General features: G+C 61.3%; 17 protein-coding genes. 6 read left to right on the forward strand and 11 right to left on the reverse strand.

Annotated features, from left to right (window positions below; genetic code table 11):
• Positions 1-74 precede the first annotated feature (74 nt).
• Together EGO55_RS03145 and EGO55_RS03150 are read right to left on the reverse strand one after the other, a co-directional pair.
• On the reverse strand, positions 75-1784 hold the full coding sequence (locus EGO55_RS03145) for an FAD-binding protein (RefSeq protein ID WP_021691078.1): 1710 nt from the start codon (positions 1782-1784) through the stop codon (positions 75-77).
• A gap of 52 nt (positions 1785-1836) precedes the next feature.
• Positions 1837-3561 (reverse strand): FAD-dependent oxidoreductase, encoded by a 1725-nt coding sequence (locus tag EGO55_RS03150; protein WP_021691079.1) that lies wholly within the window; start codon positions 3559-3561, stop codon positions 1837-1839.
• Between the two features lie 173 nt (positions 3562-3734).
• Here EGO55_RS03150 and EGO55_RS03155 point away from each other — a divergent pair, with 173 nt between their 5' ends.
• Together EGO55_RS03155 and EGO55_RS03160 are read left to right on the forward strand one after the other, a co-directional pair.
• Positions 3735-4556 carry a coniferyl-alcohol dehydrogenase gene (locus tag EGO55_RS03155; protein WP_021691080.1) on the forward strand — a complete coding sequence of 274 codons (822 nt, stop codon included), beginning with the start codon at positions 3735-3737 and terminating at the stop codon, positions 4554-4556.
• On the forward strand, positions 4553-4936 hold the full coding sequence (locus EGO55_RS03160) for a carboxymuconolactone decarboxylase family protein (RefSeq protein WP_021691081.1): 384 nt from the start codon (positions 4553-4555) through the stop codon (positions 4934-4936). The genes EGO55_RS03155 and EGO55_RS03160 overlap by 4 nt, the downstream gene beginning before the upstream one ends.
• Before the next feature lie 67 nt (positions 4937-5003).
• On the opposite strand, the gene EGO55_RS03165 is transcribed toward EGO55_RS03160, so the two are convergent.
• From EGO55_RS03165 to EGO55_RS03180, 4 genes are all read right to left on the reverse strand, one after another.
• Complete coding sequence (locus EGO55_RS03165; protein ID WP_021691082.1) at positions 5004-5321, reverse strand: 2Fe-2S iron-sulfur cluster-binding protein; 318 nt, start codon at positions 5319-5321, stop codon at positions 5004-5006.
• Between the two features lie 7 nt (positions 5322-5328).
• Complete coding sequence (locus EGO55_RS03170; RefSeq protein ID WP_021691083.1) at positions 5329-6531, reverse strand: cytochrome P450; 1203 nt, start codon at positions 6529-6531, stop codon at positions 5329-5331.
• Positions 6532-6622: 91 nt separating this feature from the next.
• Entirely contained in the window at positions 6623-7510 is an 888-nt protein-coding gene (locus tag EGO55_RS03175; protein WP_021691084.1) for a helix-turn-helix transcriptional regulator, read from the reverse strand.
• Positions 7511-7803: 293 nt separating this feature from the next.
• Positions 7804-9951: a molybdopterin-containing oxidoreductase family protein gene (locus EGO55_RS03180; protein ID WP_021691085.1), complete on the reverse strand. Its 2148-nt coding sequence runs from the start codon at positions 9949-9951 to the stop codon at positions 7804-7806.
• A gap of 286 nt (positions 9952-10237) precedes the next feature.
• Between EGO55_RS03180 and EGO55_RS03185 the strand changes: the two genes are divergently transcribed.
• From EGO55_RS03185 to EGO55_RS03195, 3 genes are read left to right on the forward strand one after another with little or no spacing between them, the layout of a single operon-like run.
• Positions 10238-12574, forward strand: a complete 2337-nt coding sequence (locus EGO55_RS03185; protein ID WP_161566005.1) for a TonB-dependent receptor — start codon at positions 10238-10240, stop codon at positions 12572-12574.
• Between the two features lie 11 nt (positions 12575-12585).
• On the forward strand, positions 12586-13599 hold the full coding sequence (locus EGO55_RS03190; RefSeq protein ID WP_021691087.1) for an NAD-dependent epimerase/dehydratase family protein: 1014 nt from the start codon (positions 12586-12588) through the stop codon (positions 13597-13599).
• A 12-nt stretch (positions 13600-13611) separates the two neighbouring features.
• Positions 13612-14133, forward strand: a complete 522-nt coding sequence (locus tag EGO55_RS03195; protein ID WP_021691088.1) for a nuclear transport factor 2 family protein — start codon at positions 13612-13614, stop codon at positions 14131-14133.
• Positions 14134-14201: 68 nt separating this feature from the next.
• Here EGO55_RS03195 and EGO55_RS03200 read toward each other — a convergent pair whose 3' ends face one another.
• The 5 genes from EGO55_RS03200 to EGO55_RS03220 all read right to left on the reverse strand — a co-directional run bounded on the left by EGO55_RS03200 (position 14202) and on the right by EGO55_RS03220 (position 19185).
• Complete coding sequence (locus tag EGO55_RS03200; protein ID WP_021691089.1) at positions 14202-15005, reverse strand: SDR family NAD(P)-dependent oxidoreductase; 804 nt, start codon at positions 15003-15005, stop codon at positions 14202-14204.
• 3 nt (positions 15006-15008) lie between these two features.
• Positions 15009-15782, reverse strand: a complete 774-nt coding sequence (locus tag EGO55_RS03205) for an SDR family oxidoreductase (protein ID WP_021691090.1) — start codon at positions 15780-15782, stop codon at positions 15009-15011.
• On the reverse strand, positions 15779-17236 hold the full coding sequence (locus EGO55_RS03210) for an aldehyde dehydrogenase family protein (protein WP_021691091.1): 1458 nt from the start codon (positions 17234-17236) through the stop codon (positions 15779-15781). Before EGO55_RS03210 ends, EGO55_RS03205 begins: the two co-directional genes overlap by 4 nt.
• Entirely contained in the window at positions 17233-18171 is a 939-nt protein-coding gene (locus tag EGO55_RS03215) for an NAD(P)-dependent oxidoreductase (protein ID WP_084620206.1), read from the reverse strand. Before EGO55_RS03215 ends, EGO55_RS03210 begins: the two co-directional genes overlap by 4 nt.
• A 63-nt stretch (positions 18172-18234) precedes the next feature.
• Positions 18235-19185, reverse strand: coding sequence for an alpha/beta hydrolase (locus tag EGO55_RS03220; RefSeq protein WP_021691093.1), 951 nt, complete (start codon positions 19183-19185; stop codon positions 18235-18237).
• Between the two features lie 217 nt (positions 19186-19402).
• On the opposite strand from EGO55_RS03220, the gene EGO55_RS03225 reads away from it, so the two are divergent.
• Entirely contained in the window at positions 19403-20056 is a 654-nt protein-coding gene (locus EGO55_RS03225) for a TetR/AcrR family transcriptional regulator (protein WP_021691094.1), read from the forward strand.
• Positions 20057-20058 lie beyond the last annotated feature (2 nt).

The raw sequence follows: 20058 nt of genomic DNA on the forward strand, positions 1-20058 counted from the left end.
CCGGGCACAACCGGGTATAAGAAAAGGGCGGCCCCGGGGCCGCCCTTTTTCAGTACGGATGCCGACCGATCGGATCAGACATTGGCCTTGGCCACGTGCCGCGCCGCGCGCCGCCCGGAATAGACACAATCGGCATAAGACAGCCCGCTGACATATGTCTGCGACGCGATCCCGACCGCCGTGCGGCCCGCAGCGTAAAGCCCCGGTATCGGCCTGCCATCCTGATCGAGCACCAGCCCGCTTTCTTCCTCGATCCGCAAACCGCCGAAAGAAATCACCGGCAAAGGTAGGAACCGGCTCTCTACCGAAATGTCCATCGCGTAATAGGGACCGCTTTCCAGCGGCTTCATATCGGCGATATCCTTGTCGAAGGTATCCGCTTCTTCGCCCCGTGCAGCCCGATTGTAAGCCTCGATCGTGGCCCGCAAAGTGGCGGCATCAAAGCCCACCTTTTGGGCCAGTTCCTCTATCGTCCCCGCCTTCTGATAATTGAACATCAGGTTGAGCAAGGTGACATCGCGCTGAAATGGCACGAGAATCGGGTCCATCGCCTGCTTGAACGCCGCCTTGCGCGCGGCAGCATCGTACACGACATAGGCCACGCCCCCCTGATGATCACCGATGTGTTCGCCCAGTGTCGCACCATAGACGGTTTCGTCGACGAAGCGTTCACCCTTGCGGTTGACCACGATCGCGTTCGCCCAGGCTTTCGGCGGATTGATGAAGCGCCACGCGCTGATCTTGCCCATCAGCGCGGTCTGCCCGCCAACCGACTTGCCAAGATAAATCCCCGCCCCCTGATCACCGAGCGTGCCGTTGGGCATACCCTTGGCATAATCGGGCGCGTGTTCTTCCACCATTTTCGGGTTCATAATGAAACCGCCGGTGCTGAGCAGCAGCCCTTCGCGCGCACGAATCCAGCGCGTTTCCCGGCCATGGGATTCAATCGCCATGGCTTTCTTCAGATAGTGGTTGCCGATCCCGATTGTGATCGAGGCAAAGGGCAAGGCTGGCGGCAACATGGCCAGAAACGTGTTGGCGCGCGCGATATAACGGCTGAACTTGCGCGCATCCGCGCTATCCTTCGGGATCGAGAGAATCTTGACCCCGATCACCCGGCCCGTGCTGTCCACGGCCAATTGCCGCGCTTCGGAATAACGGTGAAACACCAGCCCCAGCTTCAAGGCGGAATCGCGCAGCGGGTCGTAGATCGCCGAGCCAAGCCCCCAGGCCTTCTTGCCGTTGCGCATAAAGGCGCGATGCCCGCGCGCCGCCGGCTTTGCGCGTTTTTTGTAACTGGAAACCAGCGTATTATCTGGGTGATACAGGAAACGGTCGAGCGGTGGATAAGACGCCTTTTCCTTCCACACGGCGGAGTTCAGCTTCCCCCCATGCTCCAGAATCCAGTCAACCGTTGGCACGGATTCGGCCACGAACTTACGCAGCGTTGCATCGGAGACGACATCGCCCGCCTCGATCTTGAGATATTTGTACATCTCTTCCGGCGTATCGTCTTCGCCCGCTTCCTTCTGGATCACTGTGCCACCGCCAGCATAGAAAATCCCGCCATTGGCGGCAGTCGACCCGCCGCCTTCATAACGATCGACGGCAATAACGCGCACCCCGCGTTCCACCGCTTCGAGCGCGGCGGCAACCCCTGCGCCACCCAGACCAACAACCACCAGATCGGCGGTCTCATCCCATGGATGGGAATCGGGATCGGCGATCACCAACGGATCTTCGATTTCCAGCCCCAGTTCGCGGGCCTTCTCGGCGACTGTCATTCCTTATCCTCTCACATCACAATTCTTGTCGGGGGCGCGGAAACACCCCAGCTTATTCCGGCAAGGCGCGTCCGGCATCGCGGGCGATCCGCCGCGCGGCGACAAAGCCAAACGTCATAGCCGGGCCGATTGTCGCGCCTGCACCGGGGTAGGAATACCCCATGACCGAGGCGGAGACATTCCCGATGGCGTACAATCCTGCAATGGGCCGACCATCCTTGTCGACGACCCTGGCTTCGGCATCGGTTTCAATGCCGCCATTGGTGCCGATATCGCCCGGATAGATCGTCATCGCATAGTAAGGCGCCTTGTCGAGCGGCTTGAGATTGGGGTTCGGCTTCCTGCGCGGATCGCCGTAGTAGCGATCATAGGCATCCCGTCCGCGATGGAAATCAGGGTCTTCACCCCGCGTGGCATTGGCGTTGAAGCGCGCAATCGTCTGCTCCAGATTGTCGGGGCTGACGCCGATCTTCCCGGCCAGCTCCCGCCAGCTGGATGCCTTGTGCAGCATCTGCCGCACCGGCTTGCTCAACAGGGCATCGCCGCCGACCGGCATCACCGGGCCCATGGGATACTTGCCGCGATATTCGGCATCGAACAGGATGAAGGATGGGACCGTACCCGCCCCGGGCCGGTCATTCTCCACCATTTCACGTCCAACGATATGATAGGATGCCGCTTCGTTCAGATAGCGCTGCCCCGCCTGATTGACGATAATCGTACCCGGCAGGGCCCGTTCGAAATGCAGGGGCCGGGCGCGATCTTCGCCCGGAACCGTCACCGACGGAGACCACCAGACCGAATCCATATGCGACGTCGCAGCGCCCACACGCAGTGCGGCCTCCAGCGCGTCACCAGTGTTCGACGGCGCCGCCGCGCTCCAGTCCGGGTCAGGGCTCTTGTTGAGATAGCGCATGCGCAAGGCGCGATTGCGTTCAAAACCCCCAGCCGCCAGCACCACGCCATGGCGGGCGCGAATGCGGATCGAGCGGCCATCGCGCTGCGCCTCCACACCCACGATACGGCCGCCTTCTTCAATCAGATCGGAAAGCGGCGTGTTGCACCACAATTGCCCGCCCGCATCCTCCAGCGACAGGCGGCACCGCGCGAGAAGCGCGTTGCCGAAAGCCAGAAAACGCGACCGTTTTGATTTCAGGCGCCCCTTGATATCGAACACATACCGCGACACCACTTTGGCAAATGCCCGTTTCCAGCCCGGCCCGCGCGTGATCATCGGCGCGGATTCGATCATGGTCCAGGGAATGCGCCCGAACAGTTGGGTGCTGGGGTGCGACATCCGCATATGTTCGAAAGGCGCCCCCAGATCGCGCGAATGAAACGGCAGCGGTTCGTGCGTGCGGTACCCCATTTTCCCGCCGGGCAGATCTGCGTGATAATCGGTATAGCCAATCGCGCGGAAGTGAACCCGGCTGTGCGCACGCAGCCAGCGCATCATCACGCGCCCTTCCCGCACGAAGGCTCGAATGCGATCATCGCTGACATTGCCAGCCAGCGCCTTGATATATTCGTAGCCTTCTTCCTCGCTATCGGGCTGCCCCTGTTCCGCGGCATAATCGCTGGCGATGATCCAGGTGCCGCCACCCGATGTCGCCGAAGTTCCGCCGAACAGCGGGTCCTTCTCGATCACCAGCGTGCGCAGGCCCGCGCTTGCCGCCACAATCCCGGAGACCAGCCCCCCTGCCCCGGAACCCACGACGACGACGTCAAAGTCTTCATCCCAGCCGTTTTCGGTACCCACAGGTGCCTGTTCGCTCATGTCCACTCCCGCGATTATTGCAGGGGGTTAGGTCACCCGAAGGGCTGCGATCAATCTCTCCGCAAAATGCCGCGCGGGTAAATGGCCAGATCGCAAAAGCATCCGGCATCGCGGCAGCTTGAAACCGCCCGTTCGCGTGCGATAACCATGGCCAGAGATTTGGGAGGATGATGATGGACCTGTGGTCTTACAAGGGTAAACGGTGTGTGGTTGTCGGGTGTTATTCCGGCATTGGCGAGGCGACTGCACGCGAACTGGTGCGCCTGGGCGGTGAAGTGCATGGATTCGACGTCAAGCCTTCGCCGGTCGACCTTGCGTCCTTCACCACATGCGACTTGCGCAAACGCGACGATATCGATGCCGCGCTGGCTGGCATCGCGGGGCCGATCGATGCCCTGTTCTATTGCGCCGGTCTGCCGCAGACCTTCCCGGGGATCGAAGTGGTGCAGGTCAATTTCCTGAGCGTGCGCTATCTGATCGAACGCGCCCTGCCCAAAATGCAGCGCGGCGGGGCCATCGCGATCATCGCCTCCACGGCTGGCAATGGCTATGTCATGCGCCTGCCCACGGTTCTGGAAATCGCCGACACGCCGGATTACGATGCCGGTCTGGCCTGGGCGGAAAGCCACCTGCCCGAACTGGGCGATCCCTATGCCTTTGCCAAGGAAGCCGTCATCGTCTGGGCGCTCCGCCGGTCGCAGACACTGATCGCCGATGGCATCCGGCTCAACCTGCTCAGCCCCGGCCCCACGGTATCGGGCATGACCAAGGATTTCGAAGCGGTATCCAGCCCCGCGATCATCGACGTCTACACGGCCCCGATCAACCGGCGGTCATCCTCCGCCGAACAGGCCTATCCGCTGATCTTTCTCAACAGCGATGGGGCGAGCTATGTCAACGGCACCAACTTTATCGCGGATGGCGGATTCACGTCGGGCATGCAGTTCGGGATGATCGATCTGGACGGTATGCTGCAAAAGGCCATTTCGGCATGAGCGACAGCGACCGCACCCAACGCGGCGAAGCCCTGTTTGACGCCGTCTATGGCGGCGTCGTCCCGCTGCCGCCTGCGGAAATCCGCGATGCCTACGTCCACAACACCATCGACCACCTGTTTGGCGAAGTGTGGACACGCGATGTGCTGGATATCCCCCAGCGCCGCCTGCTGATCCTGGGCGCGGTCATTGCGCTGGGTGAAACCGGCATCGCCGAAATCCAGATTCGCGCGGCACTGGCGAAAGGCGAATTGACTGTGGAACAGGTGGAGGAAATCCGCGTCTTCATGGTCAACTATGTCGGCCATCCGCGCATTGCGAACTTTTCCGCCGCCATGGCCCGGGCGATAGCCGCCCATCGGGAAGCAACGGGCGACTGAGCCAACACAATCATCACGTCATTGCGCCGCGGCACACCCGCCCGCAATGACGTGAGCGAAAGCGCGATCAGGCTTCCTCCGCGACTTCGACAACCAGTCCATCCAGAGCATCGGTCACTGTAACCTGACAGCCAAGGCGGCTGGTCGGCCGGGCATTGTCGAGGCCGTCGACCATATCACGCTCTTCCCCGGTCGGTTGTGGCAGGCGCGCGACCCAGGCATCATCGATATAGACGTGGCAGGTCGCGCAGGAACATATCCCCCCGCACAGACCGACAATGCCCGGAATGTCATTGCACAGGGCAATTTCCATCAGCGTCATATCAGGGAAGGCATCAACTGTGATCGCATCGCCGTTGACCGGGCGATAAGTTACCTTGGGCATGTCTTGTTTACTTTCCGGAAGGCGTGAAAGTCAGAATTTCGCGGGTCAACCCGCGCACCTGCGGGGAATGCATCCGTTCGAGCGAGCTTTCATCCACGGAGAAATCGCCCAGCGCGGCCAGAATTTCCTCTATCGCGACACGCGCCTCCAGCCGTGCCAAGGCCGCCCCCAGACAGGCATGCAGCCCGCCACCAAATCCCAGATGATCGCGCGGGTTGCGGCGAATGTCGTAGTCTTCGGCACGATCGAACTTGCGTTCGTCGCGATTGGCGCTGGTGAACAGCAACGCCACTTTCGAATTGGCCGGGATCGTCACCCCGTGCAGGGTCACATCGCGCGTGGTGGTGCGCGCCATCATCTGCGTCGGCCCATCGAACCGCATGGTTTCTTCCACCGCGCTTTCGATCAGCGCGGGATTGTCGCGCAGCAGCGCCGCCTGATCGGGATGGCTATGCAATTGGTAACACATGTTGCCGATCAGCTTGGTGGTGGTCTCGTTCCCGGCGATCGACAGGATGTAGATGTAACCGATCAGTTCCTCATGCGTCAGACGACCATCGGCCTGCGCATCCATCAGCAGCGCGATAATATCCTCGCGCCGCGCGCCGCGCGCACGCTCGGCAATGTCGGCGTTGAAGTATTCGTACAAGGCCAGCGTGGCATGCATCCCTTCATCGGGCATGCCGAACACGCCTTCATCGCGATGCACGACGGTATCGGTCAGATGCCGCAGGCGGTCTTCATCCTCGCGGGGGAAGCCCAGCAGACGACAGATGATCGCCATGGGCAGCTTCGCCGCGAAATCGGCAATGATATCAATCCGCCCGCTCGCAAGATGCGGGGCCAGCAACTCGCGCGCCATGGTCCGCACGGCGTCTTCCAGCGGGGCGACCTTAGCCGGGGTGAACATCCCCGCAATCAGGTGCCGCATCTTGCTGTGAACCGGAGGATCGGTGTTGATCAGCAGTTGGACCTGCGCCTTGAGGTCTTCAAGCGAGGTTCCGCTGGCACTGGAAAAGGTCTTGAAATCGCGCACGGCAGCGCTGCAATCCTCGTAGCGGGACAGCGCATAGAACCCGAATTTTTCATTGTGAAAGACCGGCGCTTCGTCCCGCAGACGGCGATAGGTCGGATAGGGATCATCATGCAGGCTGTAATCGAACGGATCGTAGACGACCGGCGGCAAAGACGAAACGGCGACATCAGTCATGCATAATGCTCCAAGAGAATGGCAAGCCGACCTTGCCTGACCCCAACATTCGGATCACCTCATGTAATGGCAATGAATTCGGCAACCCGGGTCAATGGCTGGAATAGGATGCCCCCGCCTTGCCCAAGCGACCGACCCGTTTGCGGTAGTCTTGCGGCGATTCCCCGGCGAGCTTGCGGAACGCCACCGAAAGGCTGCTCGCGCAGGAGAAACCAAGGCGGTAAGCGATATCCTTGACCAGCAGATCGGTATCGGCAAGCAGCGCCCGGGCTTTTTCGAAACGCACCTGTTCGACATAGGCATAGACGGTCATCCCCGTCGATTCCTTGAAACTGCGCGTCAGGTGCCGCAGGCTGACCCCGGCCAGTTCACTCAGTTCCGACAGCGAAGGGCAACGGGCGTTGCCTTCAACCGCTTCGGTGATGATGCGCAGATGACGGCGCGACAGGCCGCCGCGATAAACCACGTCGCCTTTGGGATATTCCCGCACGTAACGGGCGAACTGGATCAGCAGGGTCATACCCAGCGATTCCACCAGCGCCTTGCTGGCAAAGCCCGGCGCACGCAGTTCGTTACCAAGAAGATTGAGAATATCCTCGATCCCCGGATGCCTGAAATTCAACAGCGATGACAGAACGTTGCCATCGAAAATATGGCCATCTCCGCCATATTCCTCCAGCACTTCCTGCGTGAACATGCAGCGCACCACCTCGTCCGGCCGTTCGGCCGTGCAAACTTCAAGCGGCACATGCGCGGGCAACACCAGCAAGCGCCCGATGTTCTGGAAATCCGGGCGCATATTGGGCACGCGATAGCGCCCCTGACACGAATAGGATGGCTGGCGCTGCTGCAACGCGATCGTGTGCAACGGCTCCTCAAACACTTCGCCTTCCCGGGAATCGGGAAGGTGCGTGATCAGTTCCGCCACCACATGCGCGGTATCCACCCTGACCAGACTTTCATGTCCGTGTGTCAACATCACACATCCTCAACCAGTCTTATCATTATCCCATGGCTGACCTTATGCTGGCGAGCGAAGATGTGTCGAGATCAAATAAGACCACAAACGGTTGCGAAATCGCGCGATCAGGCCGCTTTGCACAAGTCGATGTCCACATTTCCAAAGCTCGCCCGTTTTTGGCAATCGCCGCGCAGGCTGTTGACGCATTTCGATATCAGTTTCACAAAGACTTTCGTTTTTGCGTAAATTTGAGCGCATGTACCACGCCAATATCTGCCTAACGGTAGATCGTACCCCTGAACGCCCCGCCCTCACTCCCGCTCACGCCGCCGTTCGAGCGAAACAGGCAGGCCCGTCATCCGTGGCATCGCATTGATGCTTTCCCGCCGCGTGTCGTCGAGCAGGAGATTGGTCGAAACCCCGTCCTTATAGTAACCCCTGTTCTGATCGGCATCGGGCAAGCCGCCAAAACCATGGGAGATGGACACGACCCTTCTGCGCACCGTGTCGTCCGGTTCCGCAGCCGCCATGATCGCCCCGTGGGCGGATCGGATGATCACCTCGTCCGCGCGCGCGATCCCCCGTTCCGCCATATCGTGCGGATTGAGATAAGCCCGGTTATAAGGCTGGCGCTTGCGCGTGGACGGCAGATTGCGTCCGACCGAATTGAACGTTTCGCGCAGCCGCCGCACCGCCAGCCGGAATTCCGACCCATCTTCCATACGCGCGCGGGCATCGTCCAGCGCATGGTCGAGTTCCGCCTGCACATCGGCGGGCATCAGGGCGAACCGGCCCTGCCAACCCGGTTCGGCCGCTTGCGCGAACTGACGCGCGCCGCCCACGTCCGCACCGCGCGGCAGGGTTTGCAGATCGGCGAAAGGCATGGGGCAATCCCGGGCGATCATCGCAAGAATATCGTCGGTTTCCGGCACGGATACCATGTCCAGCGGCATTCCATTGACAGGAAGGTTCACCCCCATTCGCCGCGCCAGCGACCAGAACACATACCAGTCATCCACCAGTTGCGCTCCATCGGGCACAGTCGTGCAGGCAGGCGTGTAACGTGCGAACGGACTGTCGCGGTAGATCATGTATTCGTAGAGCCAGAAATGCAGGTCCGGCCTCTCGTACTGCAGTTTCGGCGGCAGGATATAATCCGCCAGTTCCGCAGTGATCGACATGATCGGCTCGATACAGACCAGCAGGTCGAGCGCGCGCAACGCCCCGACAATCTTGCGCTGATCGGGCACTGAAGAGGCCGGATTGCCTCCATGAACGATCAGCGCGCGGATCTGGCCATCCCCCGGCGTGAGGATTTCGTCCGCCATCACCCCGGTCATCATTTCGTCCATCAGCATGCCGGAACCGTCAATGCGACTGGTTGGTCCGTTTTCCCACCAGCGGCCGGGCGGCGTGACCTGTGCCTGACGCGGATAGCGCGGCAGGATCGCGCCCGGGTTGAGAATCTCCTGCCCCTCGCGGATAAAGGCCCCCATAAGGACGTTCAGCGTTTCAATCAGGTGTTCCGCAAGATTGGAATAGGGCCCCATGTCCGGGCCGGTGGAACTGCCCGCCAGCCCTTTCAACCCCGCGCCGCCCAACATGCGGGCCGCCTCCACCAACTGTTCTTCCGGGACATCGGCCCGGCGCGCCACGAAGTCGGACGTGAACGGCCCCACAGCGGCGCGCAAGGCAGCCAGATCGCCAACATGCGCATCGCAGAATTCCTTGTCGTACCATCCGTTCTCCAACATGATCCGGATGATCCCTGCGAACAGGACGGGATCTTCACCCGGCAATGGCTGAATGAAGAGATCGGCAAATTGCGCGGTTTCCGTGGCGCGCGGGTCCACCACGATCAATTTCATGCCGCGTTCGCGCGCTTCCTTCATGCGTTTGACCGGATTGCGCGTATCGAACGGCGGGTTCACCGAAACCATCGGATTGGTGCCAACCAGCAGCATGACATCGCACTGCGCATTGGGAATCCGTCCCGGCGCCCAGGTTCCCATGCGCCCTGCCGTCACCGCTTTGGCCGACTGATCGATCGTTGCCGAACTGTACGTCTTGGGCGAACCGAGCGCGCGCAGAAAATCGTTCAGCATCACCGATGCCGAGGCGGTAAAGAACGCGCCCCCGCCCTTGTATCCGGCCAGTGCTTCGGCGCCTGATTCATCCCTGATCGCACCAAGTTTCCCGGCGATTTCGTCCAGCGCTTGTTCCAGCGGAATTTCGATCCGCGAGCCATCAGGCAGACGTTTCAGCGGCTGCAATATCCTGTCCGGGCTGTTGTGCGCCTCAACCGCGCGCAAACCCTTGAAACATGCGAAACCCAGCGTCTGCGGATCATCGCGATCCCCACGAATGGATTTCAGCCGCCCTGCATCGTCCAGCGTCAAGACCATGCCGCATGTCCCCATGCAGATACGGCAGAACGAATGTACCTCGCGATCGGCCATGGCTTCTCCCCGCATGAACCGGCCCGCACAAATAAGATTACCCGCGAGCGGCGGGCCCGGTGCACTGTATACCACCAGTATTGCACGGCATGCGGACGATGCGAGACCCGCGTGAGCGCAATAATTGGCCAAGATCGGCAATCCGGCCAAAGGTTTGCATAAACGGCCAATGCCGCCCTGTTCGGCCAAATCGGTTCATCCTATGTCATCGGGGAAAATAGAGCAGGCAGATGCCTGCCGGGACAGGCGGATATGGCGCCAGCCAGAGCATGGGAGGACAATGCACATGAGGTTTACCACATCAAAGATGGCCCTGTTGGGCAGTGCGATGGGTGCAATCGCGGCATGTACCGTGCCCGCCTTCGCCCACGCCCAGGAAACGCAGCCCGCAGGCGAGACGGCCCGCGAAGGGGGGCTGGAAACCATCGTTGTCACCGCGCGCCGCCGCGCGGAAAACCTGCAGGACACCCCGGTTTCCATCACCGCTTTCAATGCGGCGAAGCTGGAAACGATGAATGTGCAGGAAGTGTCCAAGCTGGCCAATTTCACCCCGGGCCTAGAACTGGTCCCATCGGGCACGACGCAGGGCGTCGGTGTATCGATCCGTGGGATCGCAACCTACGATCCGATCCTGACCAACGAACCCTCGGTCGGCCTCTATATCGACGGGATTTACGTCAACGCCCTATCCTACGGTCAGTTCGATACGCTCGATCTCGAACGGGTCGAGGTTCTGCGCGGCCCGCAAGGCACGCTGTTCGGACGCAACACCACGGGCGGTGCGATCAACATCGTCACCCGGCGCCCTTCCGACACATTCGGGGTCGAAGCCAAGGCCAGCTATGCCACGCATAACGAAATCATCGGCAAAGTGCGCATCGATACCGGGGAAATCGCAGAAGGCATCAAAGCCTCGCTCACCTACCAGTACCGCACCCGCGACGGTTATGTCGACGACATCACCCGCCCCGACAAACGCGATCCCGGCGCTTCGCGCGCCCACGCGATCCGGGCCGCGCTCCACGCTGGATCGGGCCCGTTCACGCTCGACTACACGTTCGACATGGTTCGCCGCCGCGATTATGGCCCGCACAACCAGTTCGCGCTGGTGACAGATGCCTATGGTGCGTTCACCTCGCAGTCTCCACTTTACGGCGGCGACCCGCTGCGGGTCTCCGACAAGCGGCTGGGCACTGTGAACGGCTATGACGAGAAAGTGGCGCGCAACAATTCGTGGAACCATGCCCTGACGCTCGAATACGCGGCGTCGGACAATCTCACGCTGAAATCGATTACCGGCCATCGCAAATGGGTCAGTCACGAACTCAGTCCATTCGGATCGTCATCCGATTTCATGCTGCCACTGATCACCGATTTCTCCACGTATCCGTTCGGCACCACGGTCATGAAAATCGACCCCTATGTCGGGGGTGGCATGAAGCGCCTGAAGCAGTTCACGCAGGAAGTGCAGATTCTGGGAAATTTCACGCGGTTTGAGTATGTTGTCGGCGGCTATTACTACGACGCGAAGTACGCCGAAGATAACCCGCAGACCTACCTCTACTACGGGGACTTCACGGGCGACGGCATCCCTGACGGCGGCGTGCCCGCAGCGGGGCGTCTTGCCTATCAGGGCAGCACAAAATCCTATGCCCTGTTCGGCCAGTTCAATTACACACCCGCCATTCTGAACGACAATCTCGAGCTGACAGGTGGTATCCGCTACACCATCGACAAGAAGCGGCTGCAAACGCAGATTTATAACAACGGCCTGCCCCCGCCGATTGAAAACCAGCAGGGCAAGACCTTCAAGAACACCTCGTTCAACATCACCGCGAACTACAAGTTCACGCCCGACATCTCCGCTTATGCGCGGTTTGGTACGGGCTATCGTTCAGGCGGCTTTTCGCCGCGCGCCTTCGACGGATCAGCGTACAATCCGGAAAAGGCCAAGGTCTATGAATTCGGCATCAAGTCGGAATTCTTCGACCGGCGGCTGCGTGCCAACCTGGCAATCTTCCGGACCGATTACAGCAACCTGCAAATCACCCAGCCCGGTTTCAGCGACACTGCCGGCTTCGTCAGCAACGTGATCAACGCGGGTAAAGCAACCTATCAGGGTTTCGAGTTCGAACTGACCGCAGCGCCAGTCGAAGGGCTGACCCTGACATTCGACGTCAGCTACGTCGATCCGAAGTACAAGCAGTTCCTGTATAACGGGATCGATATCAAGAACGACGCGAAGTTCGGGTTTGTCGCCAAATGGGCGGCCCATGTCGGCGGCACCTATGAATTCCCCGAAACCTCGTTCGGCACGCCGTCGATCTCGCTCGACTACAGCTACAAGAGCAGCCGCGTTTATGAATCGGTTTCCTCCGATCCGATCGGCCTGCCCGATGCACGCGACCAGTTGAAAGGCCAGGCCCGCAACGATCTGAGCGGCCGGATCGCCCTGTCGAAAATCCCGGTCGGCGGCGCGCAATTGACGCTAGCCGTGTTCGGTGAAAACCTGCTCGACAAGAAGTACCGGATCAGCACGATCGATTTCGGTGCGCTGGGCTTCGGCACCGCCATCTATAATCGCCCGCGCGTGATCGGCATCGATGCGAAAGTGAACTTCTGACGGGGGATAGCATGACAGTGGCTGCCGATGATCGGGTGCTCGTCACCGGGGCGGGCGGTTTTCTCGGCAGCCACGTCGTACAACGTCTGGTGGCCGATGGCCGTCGCGTTCGGGCCTTCGTTCGCGCATCCACCGATGTCACCGCGATCAGGGACCTGCCGATCGAATGGGCCTATGGCGACATCACGGATCGGGATGCAGTGTTCGCCGCCATGGAAGGCTGCACCAGTGTCATCCATTGCGTTGTCAACACACAGGCCTGGCTGCGCGATCCCGCCCCGATGTACCGCGTCAATGTGGAAGGGCTGGAAAACGCGATGGAGGCCGCGCTGGCCCACGGCGTCCGGCGGTTCGTGCTGACCAGCACCATCGCTGCGATCGGGCGCAACTCCACCGGCGTTTCAACCGAAGAAGACCAGTTCAACTACCCCGAAAAATCGGGCGAATACATCCGCTGCCGGGTGGAGGCGGAACGACGCTTCTTCGCCTTCGTGCGCGATCGGGGCCTGCCCGGCATCGCGATGAATGTCGCCAATACCTATGGTCCGGGCGACTACGTGCTGACCCCGCATGGCCGCCTGCTGGTGGCGGCAGCTTTCGGTGAAATGCCGTTCATTCTCAACACGGGGCTACCCTGCGTGGGCATTGCCGATGCGGCCGATGCCATGGTGCTGGCCGAACAGCGCGGGCGTATCGGTGAACGCTACATCGTGTCGGACCGCTGGCTGACCCAGAAGCAGCTCTATCAGACAGCTGTCGATCAGGCCGGTAGCGGCGTGAAGCTCAGGGTGATGCCGTTGCCCGTGCTCTATGCCTTGGGCTTTGTTGCGGATTGCGTTTCCGCGATCACCCGCCGCGATAGCCAGCTATCCGTTGAATCCGCGCGGCTCAGCCACATCATCAACGACATGAATGCGGAAAAGGCACGGCGCGAATTGGGCTGGACACCCCGCCCGGTTCTGGATTCCGTGCGCGCGGCGGTGGATTTCTACAAGTCACAGCGTATGACAGCCCGCAAAAGCTGAGGAGATTACCCGATGAGTGCCGATCTGAACGATCTCGCCCGCCGCGTGCAGGCGATGGAAGACCATGCCGCGATCATGGAAACAAAAGTCCGCTATCTGCGCGCCTGCGACCGCAAGCAGCCCGATGAAGTGCGCAAATGCTTCATCGACAATGCAGTGATCGATTTCGAAGGTTTTCCCGTGTTCGACAATGCGGACGAATTCGTCGCGCTCTACACGCAGTTCGGATGCGTGCCCCATGTGCTGGATATGCACCACATGCAGAATCCGGTGATCACGCTGACCGGGCCTGACACGGCGACCGGGCTGTTCGATCTCTATTTCTTCCAGATCGACAAGCAGGCCCGGACCCTGATCCAGCTTGCATCGTCGTATGAAGACGAATTTGTGAAGCGCGACGGACGGTGGCTCCTCTCGAAAAGCGTATCGCGCCGCCTGTCGTTCCTGATGGACGAAGTGAACGAGAAAGGGCTGCGCACAGTCGTCGGTCTCGGCGAACAGACGCAAACCGCCTTCGGTCAGGCAGCCCAGTAACATCCCAAGCGAAGGGGCCAAAACGAAGGGGCGCGCCGCAACCTGCAGCGCGCCCCTTCGGCGCTGTGTTACAGGCTGAACCCCCCGTCCAGCCGCACACTTTGCCCCGTCACATAGCTTGCCTGATCGGAGGCAAGGAACGCGAAAAGGTTGCCTGCCTCCCTGATATCGGCAGGCCGACGCAGACGGGTCTGCGCATCCAGTTGGCGGATCAGGGCGATCACATGGCTGCGGCCCGGTTCCGGCAGGTCCTGCATCTGGGCGATCTGTTCTTCTGCCGTGGCATCGAACACCCAGGATACCGGCACGGCATTGCAGCGAATGCCCGATTCCGCCTCTTCGGCCGCGATCTGACGAACCAGAGCCTCCACAGACCCTTTCGAGAAGGGCGAAACCCCATCGTAATCGACGACGCGGAAATTGGCGATCGTGGTGCAGGCCGTCAGCGACCCCCCGCCCGTTTTGCGCATGGCCTTCACCGCGCGTGCCATCAGGCGGAAGGCCCCCATCGAATCTTCAGCGATGAATTGCTCCAGCGCCGGTTCTTCGGCATCGGCGATGCGCGAAAACGGCATTAACGGGCCGCCTGCGGAAATGACGGTATGCATACGCCCGCCACCCACAGCTTCGGCCTTGGCAATCGCCGCATCGATACTTGCCCCGTCAGTCAGCGCCATTTGCACGGCGTGGACATCGTGGCCCGCGCCGCGCAATTCCACCTCCAGCGCACGCGCGCGCTCCGCCCCGCGATTGTAGGTGAACACCACGGGAACCCCGGCTTCGACAAGGCACCGCATCGTGCCCTCGCCCACGTGGCCTGTGCCACCTGCAACCAGTGCCGCCCCCTGCGGATAGGTAAGACTCAACGCCATCGCTCAGCCCTGCCCTTCCAGTTGCTTGGGCATATGGCCCACCGGGCGCAACATCGTCACCTCCACGGTCACGTTGTCAGGAAGATCGAACATGTGGGCGATTTCTTCCCCCACCACCTCCACCGGCATCATTCCGTTCCAGTATGGACCCTGATCGAGCCAGTCGGCATAGGCCGCCTGCACGGCTTCAGGGTCCCACCCACGCCCAAACCCGGTGCCTGTGTCCCCCGGGATAAAGCAGGTGACCGCAATATTGTCCTTCTGCACTTCGTGGCGAAGCTGTTCGGTAAAATATTCCATGCCGGCCTTGGTTGCACCATAGATCGACAGGTGCCCGAACGAGCCCGGCGCGCGCGTGGTCGCGGACGAGATATTCACGATCCGCCCGCCGCCCCGTGCCCTAAGGTAAGGGATCACCGCGCGCGCCGCGAAAATCGGTGCGAGGAAATTGATCGCCGTCTGTTCGCGGACCTGCGCTTCATCCAGCTTTTCGATGGCATTGGGGTACGCCACCCCGGCATTGTTGACGATGCCATCGATCCCGCCGAAGTGATCGGCAGTTTGCCGCAGGGCCGCCTCGATCTGCGCCGGGTCGGACACTTCAGCGGCAATCGGCAGAACATCGCCGCCCAGTTGCCCGGCAGCTTCGGCCAAGGCTTCGGCGCTACGCGCGACAATCGCGACCTTTGCCCCCCGACGGACCAGCGCAGCGGCGGTGTGATACCCCATGTTGCGGGCGGCGCCCGTAACAAGAATGACCTTGCCTTGCGCGCTCACGCTGCCTCCACCGCGATTGTCTTGGTTTCCAGATACTCCTCGAACCCTTCGACGCCCATTTCGCGGCCGATGCCGCTTTGCTTGTAACCGCCGAAGGGCGCATCGGCCCCAAACAGGTTGGCGTTGTTGACGTTGAGCGATCCGGTGCGGATGCGCCGCGCCACCGCCAGCGCCCGCTGGGGATCGGCCGACTGCACCGCACCGCCCAGACCATAAACCGAGTCATTGGCAATCCGCACCGCGTCGTCATCGCCATCGTGCGGGATGGCGACCAGCACAGGACCGAAAATCTCCTCCTGCGCGATGCGCATGTCGTTGGTCACATCAGCAAACAGCGTCGGGCGGATATAATAACCCTCACCGGTTTCCACCGGCCCGCCCGTCACCAGCCGCGCGCCTTCTTCCTGCCCCAGCCGGATATAGCCCGAAACCCGTTCGAACTGGGCCTTGGATGCCACCGGCCCAAGGATCTGTTCCACGCTGGTCGGATCGCCGAAGGGCAGCCCTTCATACATCTGCTGGATGATCGCCACCGCCTCGCCATAGCGTGAACGCGGCAGCAGGATACGCGTGGGCAGAGAACAGCCCTGTCCGGCGTGGAAACACACCGCCAGCGCGCTGTAGAGCGCATCGGGAAACCGTGCATCGTCCAGCACGATATTGGCGGACTTGCCCCCCAGTTCAAGAAATACGCGCTTCAGCGTGGGCGCAGCCGCTTCCATGATACGCTTGCCCACCGCGGTAGATCCGGTGAACGAAATCACGTCCACCCGCGCATCCTGAACCAGTTGTTCGCCCAGCGACACCTTGTCGGAACTGGTCACCACGTTCAGCACGCCCGGCGGCAAGCCAATCGCGGCAGCCGCTTCGCCAATCATGATCGCGGCCCAGGGCGTGTCTGGCGCGGGCTTCAGCACCACCGTGCACCCCGCGGCAAGCGCCGCCGTCAGCTTGGCGAGATTGATCTGCACCGGCATGTTCCAGGGCGTAATCGCCCCCACCACGCCCGCCGCTTCCTTGATGACCAGCCGGCGGCTGGGCACCCCCATGCTGGCGGTAACCCCAATGTCCCGTTCGAATTCATAACGGCGGGCCAAATCGATGGTCCATTTCATCATCTCGATCGGCACGGCAAGGCCAACCGAACTGATCACGCCCATAGTCGCGCCGGTTTCTGCCGCGATCCGTTCGCGCCAAGCCGGGATCAGTTCTTCGAGTTTCGCCTGCAACCTGTCCATCCAGCTAACCCGTGCGGCCAGATCGTGCGCCCAGGTACTATCGTCGAATGCCCGCCGCGCGGCAGCGATGGCTTCATCCATATCGGCTGCGCTGCCATCGGCCGCGCGCCCCACCGACCGGCCCGTTGTCGGTGCGATATTCTCATACATCCTGCCGTTTTCGGCAGGGCGCAGAACCCCGTCAATGTAAAGCAGGGTATCGGCAAATTGGCTCACGATTTCAGCCCTTCCATTATAACGCGTTCGAAACGCGTCCTGACTTGTTCGGTAACGGGGATGGCAATCCCGCTTTCGGCCGCAGCCTCAAGCGCAAGAGCAAGGTCTTTCTCCCCAAGAATGACGAGCGCATCCTGCGTGGCGAGGAAGGCGTCCTTGCCCATGATGTCCGTCCCGTTCCGGCGGAACCCGACATATTGCCGCATCGATGGCGTAAGATTGCCGTTGTTCGTCATAACGGCAGAGAGTTGTTCATGATCGAGCCCCAGCGCATCAGCCAGACGATAGGCCTCCACCGCCGCACTCAGTTCACTGTAGGTGACCAGATTGTTGCACAGTTTGAGCGCCATGCCCGCGCCCGTGGCCCCTGCGTGGATAATATCCGAACAATAGCTGGCAATCATCGGGCGGGCCCGTTCCAGCGCAATGGGATCGCCCCCCACCATGGCAGTCAAGGCCCCCTTGCCTGCGCCGTCAGGGCCGCCTGACACCGCCGCGTCGATCAGCGCCACCCCCTGCTTTGCCGCAATTTGCGCCAGATCCCGAACCGTCGACGGGCGCACGGTGCTGTGGATCGCGATCACACCATCACGCATCGTGCGCAACAGCCCGCTTTCCCCATCGACGACCGCATGCACATCGGCATCGTCGCGAACGCATACGCCCACGACCTCCACATCGCCGCCCATTGCGGCAGGACTTGCGGCGAGCGCAGCCTCCTTTTCAAATCCGGCCAGCGCAGCGGGTACGGCATCGAAAACGCTGGCATCCGCGCCAAAGGCGGAAACCATCCGCCGTGCCATGGGGGCACCAATGTTACCGAGTCCAATAAATCCAACGCGCAACGGCACTCTCCCCAATCGACATGGATGCCTGCATTCCGGGCATTCCAACGGGCGCAGACGCACCCCGGCCCTGTTCCGGGCAGAGGCCATTCATCATTGCCGGGGTAATGCTGTCAACCGGGGGAAAGCCGTTCTTCTGGCCATTTTTCCCCGTCACGCCATGGCTTCGTGCCCGGCATTCCGCCCAGCCCGGGCAAAGGCTTTGTGCAGCATCGAAGCACCTTTTGCGACCGCTTCATCTGCCTCCCCCACAGCCCCGAACAGGCTGACAAAGCCATGAAACACCCCAGGATATTCGACGTATTCCACCGGAACCCCGGCCTTGCGCAGAAGATCGGTATAGGCCCGCCCCCCATCGCGCAGCGGATCGCATTCGGCCGTCAGGATCGTGGCCGGCGGCAAGCGCGACAGGTCTTCTGCCCGCGCGGGGGATGCCCAGGGATGCGCGCGATCCGCGCTGTTGGGCAGATAGGCGGAAAGGCAAAGCTCGGAAAAGTCCGCGTCGAGGAAGTACCCTTCGGCAAATTCGCGCGCGGAGGGAAACTCCGCAATCATGTCCGCGCCCGGATAGATCAGCAACTGGTGCACGATCGCGGGGCCACCCTCATCGCGGATGCGCGCGGCGGTTACGGTTGCCAACGTCCCGCCCGCACTGTCACCGCCCAATGCCATGCGCGTGGTGTCCAGCCCGTATTCGGCGCCATGTTGCGCCACCCACCGGGCGGCGATCAGGGCATCGTCCACCGCCGCCGGGAACGCATGTTCGGGGGCCAGGCGATAGTCCACCGAAACGATAGCAAAACTGCCAAGCCGCGCGAGGCGATGGCACAGCCGTTCATGGCTATCGATCCCGCAAGCGATGTAACCGCCCCCATGATAGAATACGAGAACCGGCTGCGGCCCGTTGGCTTCCTCACAACGATAAATGCGCGCAGGCACCCCGTCGGCATCGACATCCTGCGAAACAACCCGGTCGGCGGGATCGGCAGGCTGGAGCATCTGGGCACTATAGGCACGAAATTCCTGTGCGGTGATCGCGCCCATATCTGGACTGTTCGCGTTCATGAATGCCAGAATGGCGGTCGATGTTTCGTTCAGCGGCATCGATCAGTTCCTTTTCGTGGCCGCAGGGACATCGAAAACGGCCTGTCGTTCAAACCCATGCGGGGTATTTGCCATCCGCGTTTCAAAACAGACTGCAAACTTCATACGAGTCTCTCCCGTTGTCGTGCCTTATTCCATTTTTTATATCGCGCTATAATAGCGAGTCAATCAGCGCAGCCTCGGCCAATCCGGGGTTAGCCATTGCCAAGGACACCCGATGACCACGCGCCCTCATGCCGGAGCGGAACGCCGCAAGCAGGCCATCCTGATCGCGGCACGGGATATGCTCAACCGCGAACCGCTTTCCATGCGGCGGCTGGCGGAAGCTGCCGGGGTCAGCCAGGCGACGCCATACAACCTGTTCGGTTCAAAACGGCAGTTGTTCGTTGAACTCTACGCCATGCAGCGTGCGGAACTGGCTGAAAAACTGAACCTGAGCGAACACCCCCATGCCTTATCGCGCATGTTTTACGCCATTCACCTGTTCGGCAGCGAACTGGCCGCAGAACCGACATTTTTCCGCGCGCTGCTGGGCACGATCTACGCCAGCGCCCCCGATGATACACCAGCGCAGGAGGCCGAGCCGGGCGCCGCATTCTGGCTCCAGCTGGTCAGGGATATTCAGGCGGAAGGCCTGATCGACCCTGCGGTCAATCCCGATGCTTTCACCGCCAACTTCATCTATATTCTCAGCGGTGCGATGATCGACTGGGTAAACAACCGCGCCAGCCTGGGCCCGTGGGAAGCGGCCGTGGGTTATGGCCTGACACTGGCGTCGCTGGCCGTCGCCACGCCGCGCATCCGGCCGGAACTGGAGGAGCGACGGCAACAGTACGAAAGGCAACTGGCCGGATTTCGTATCGGGCTGTGATC

The organism is Caenibius tardaugens NBRC 16725, assembly GCF_003860345.1.
In the GTDB taxonomy this organism is placed as follows: Bacteria; Pseudomonadota; Alphaproteobacteria; order Sphingomonadales; family Sphingomonadaceae; genus Caenibius; species Caenibius tardaugens.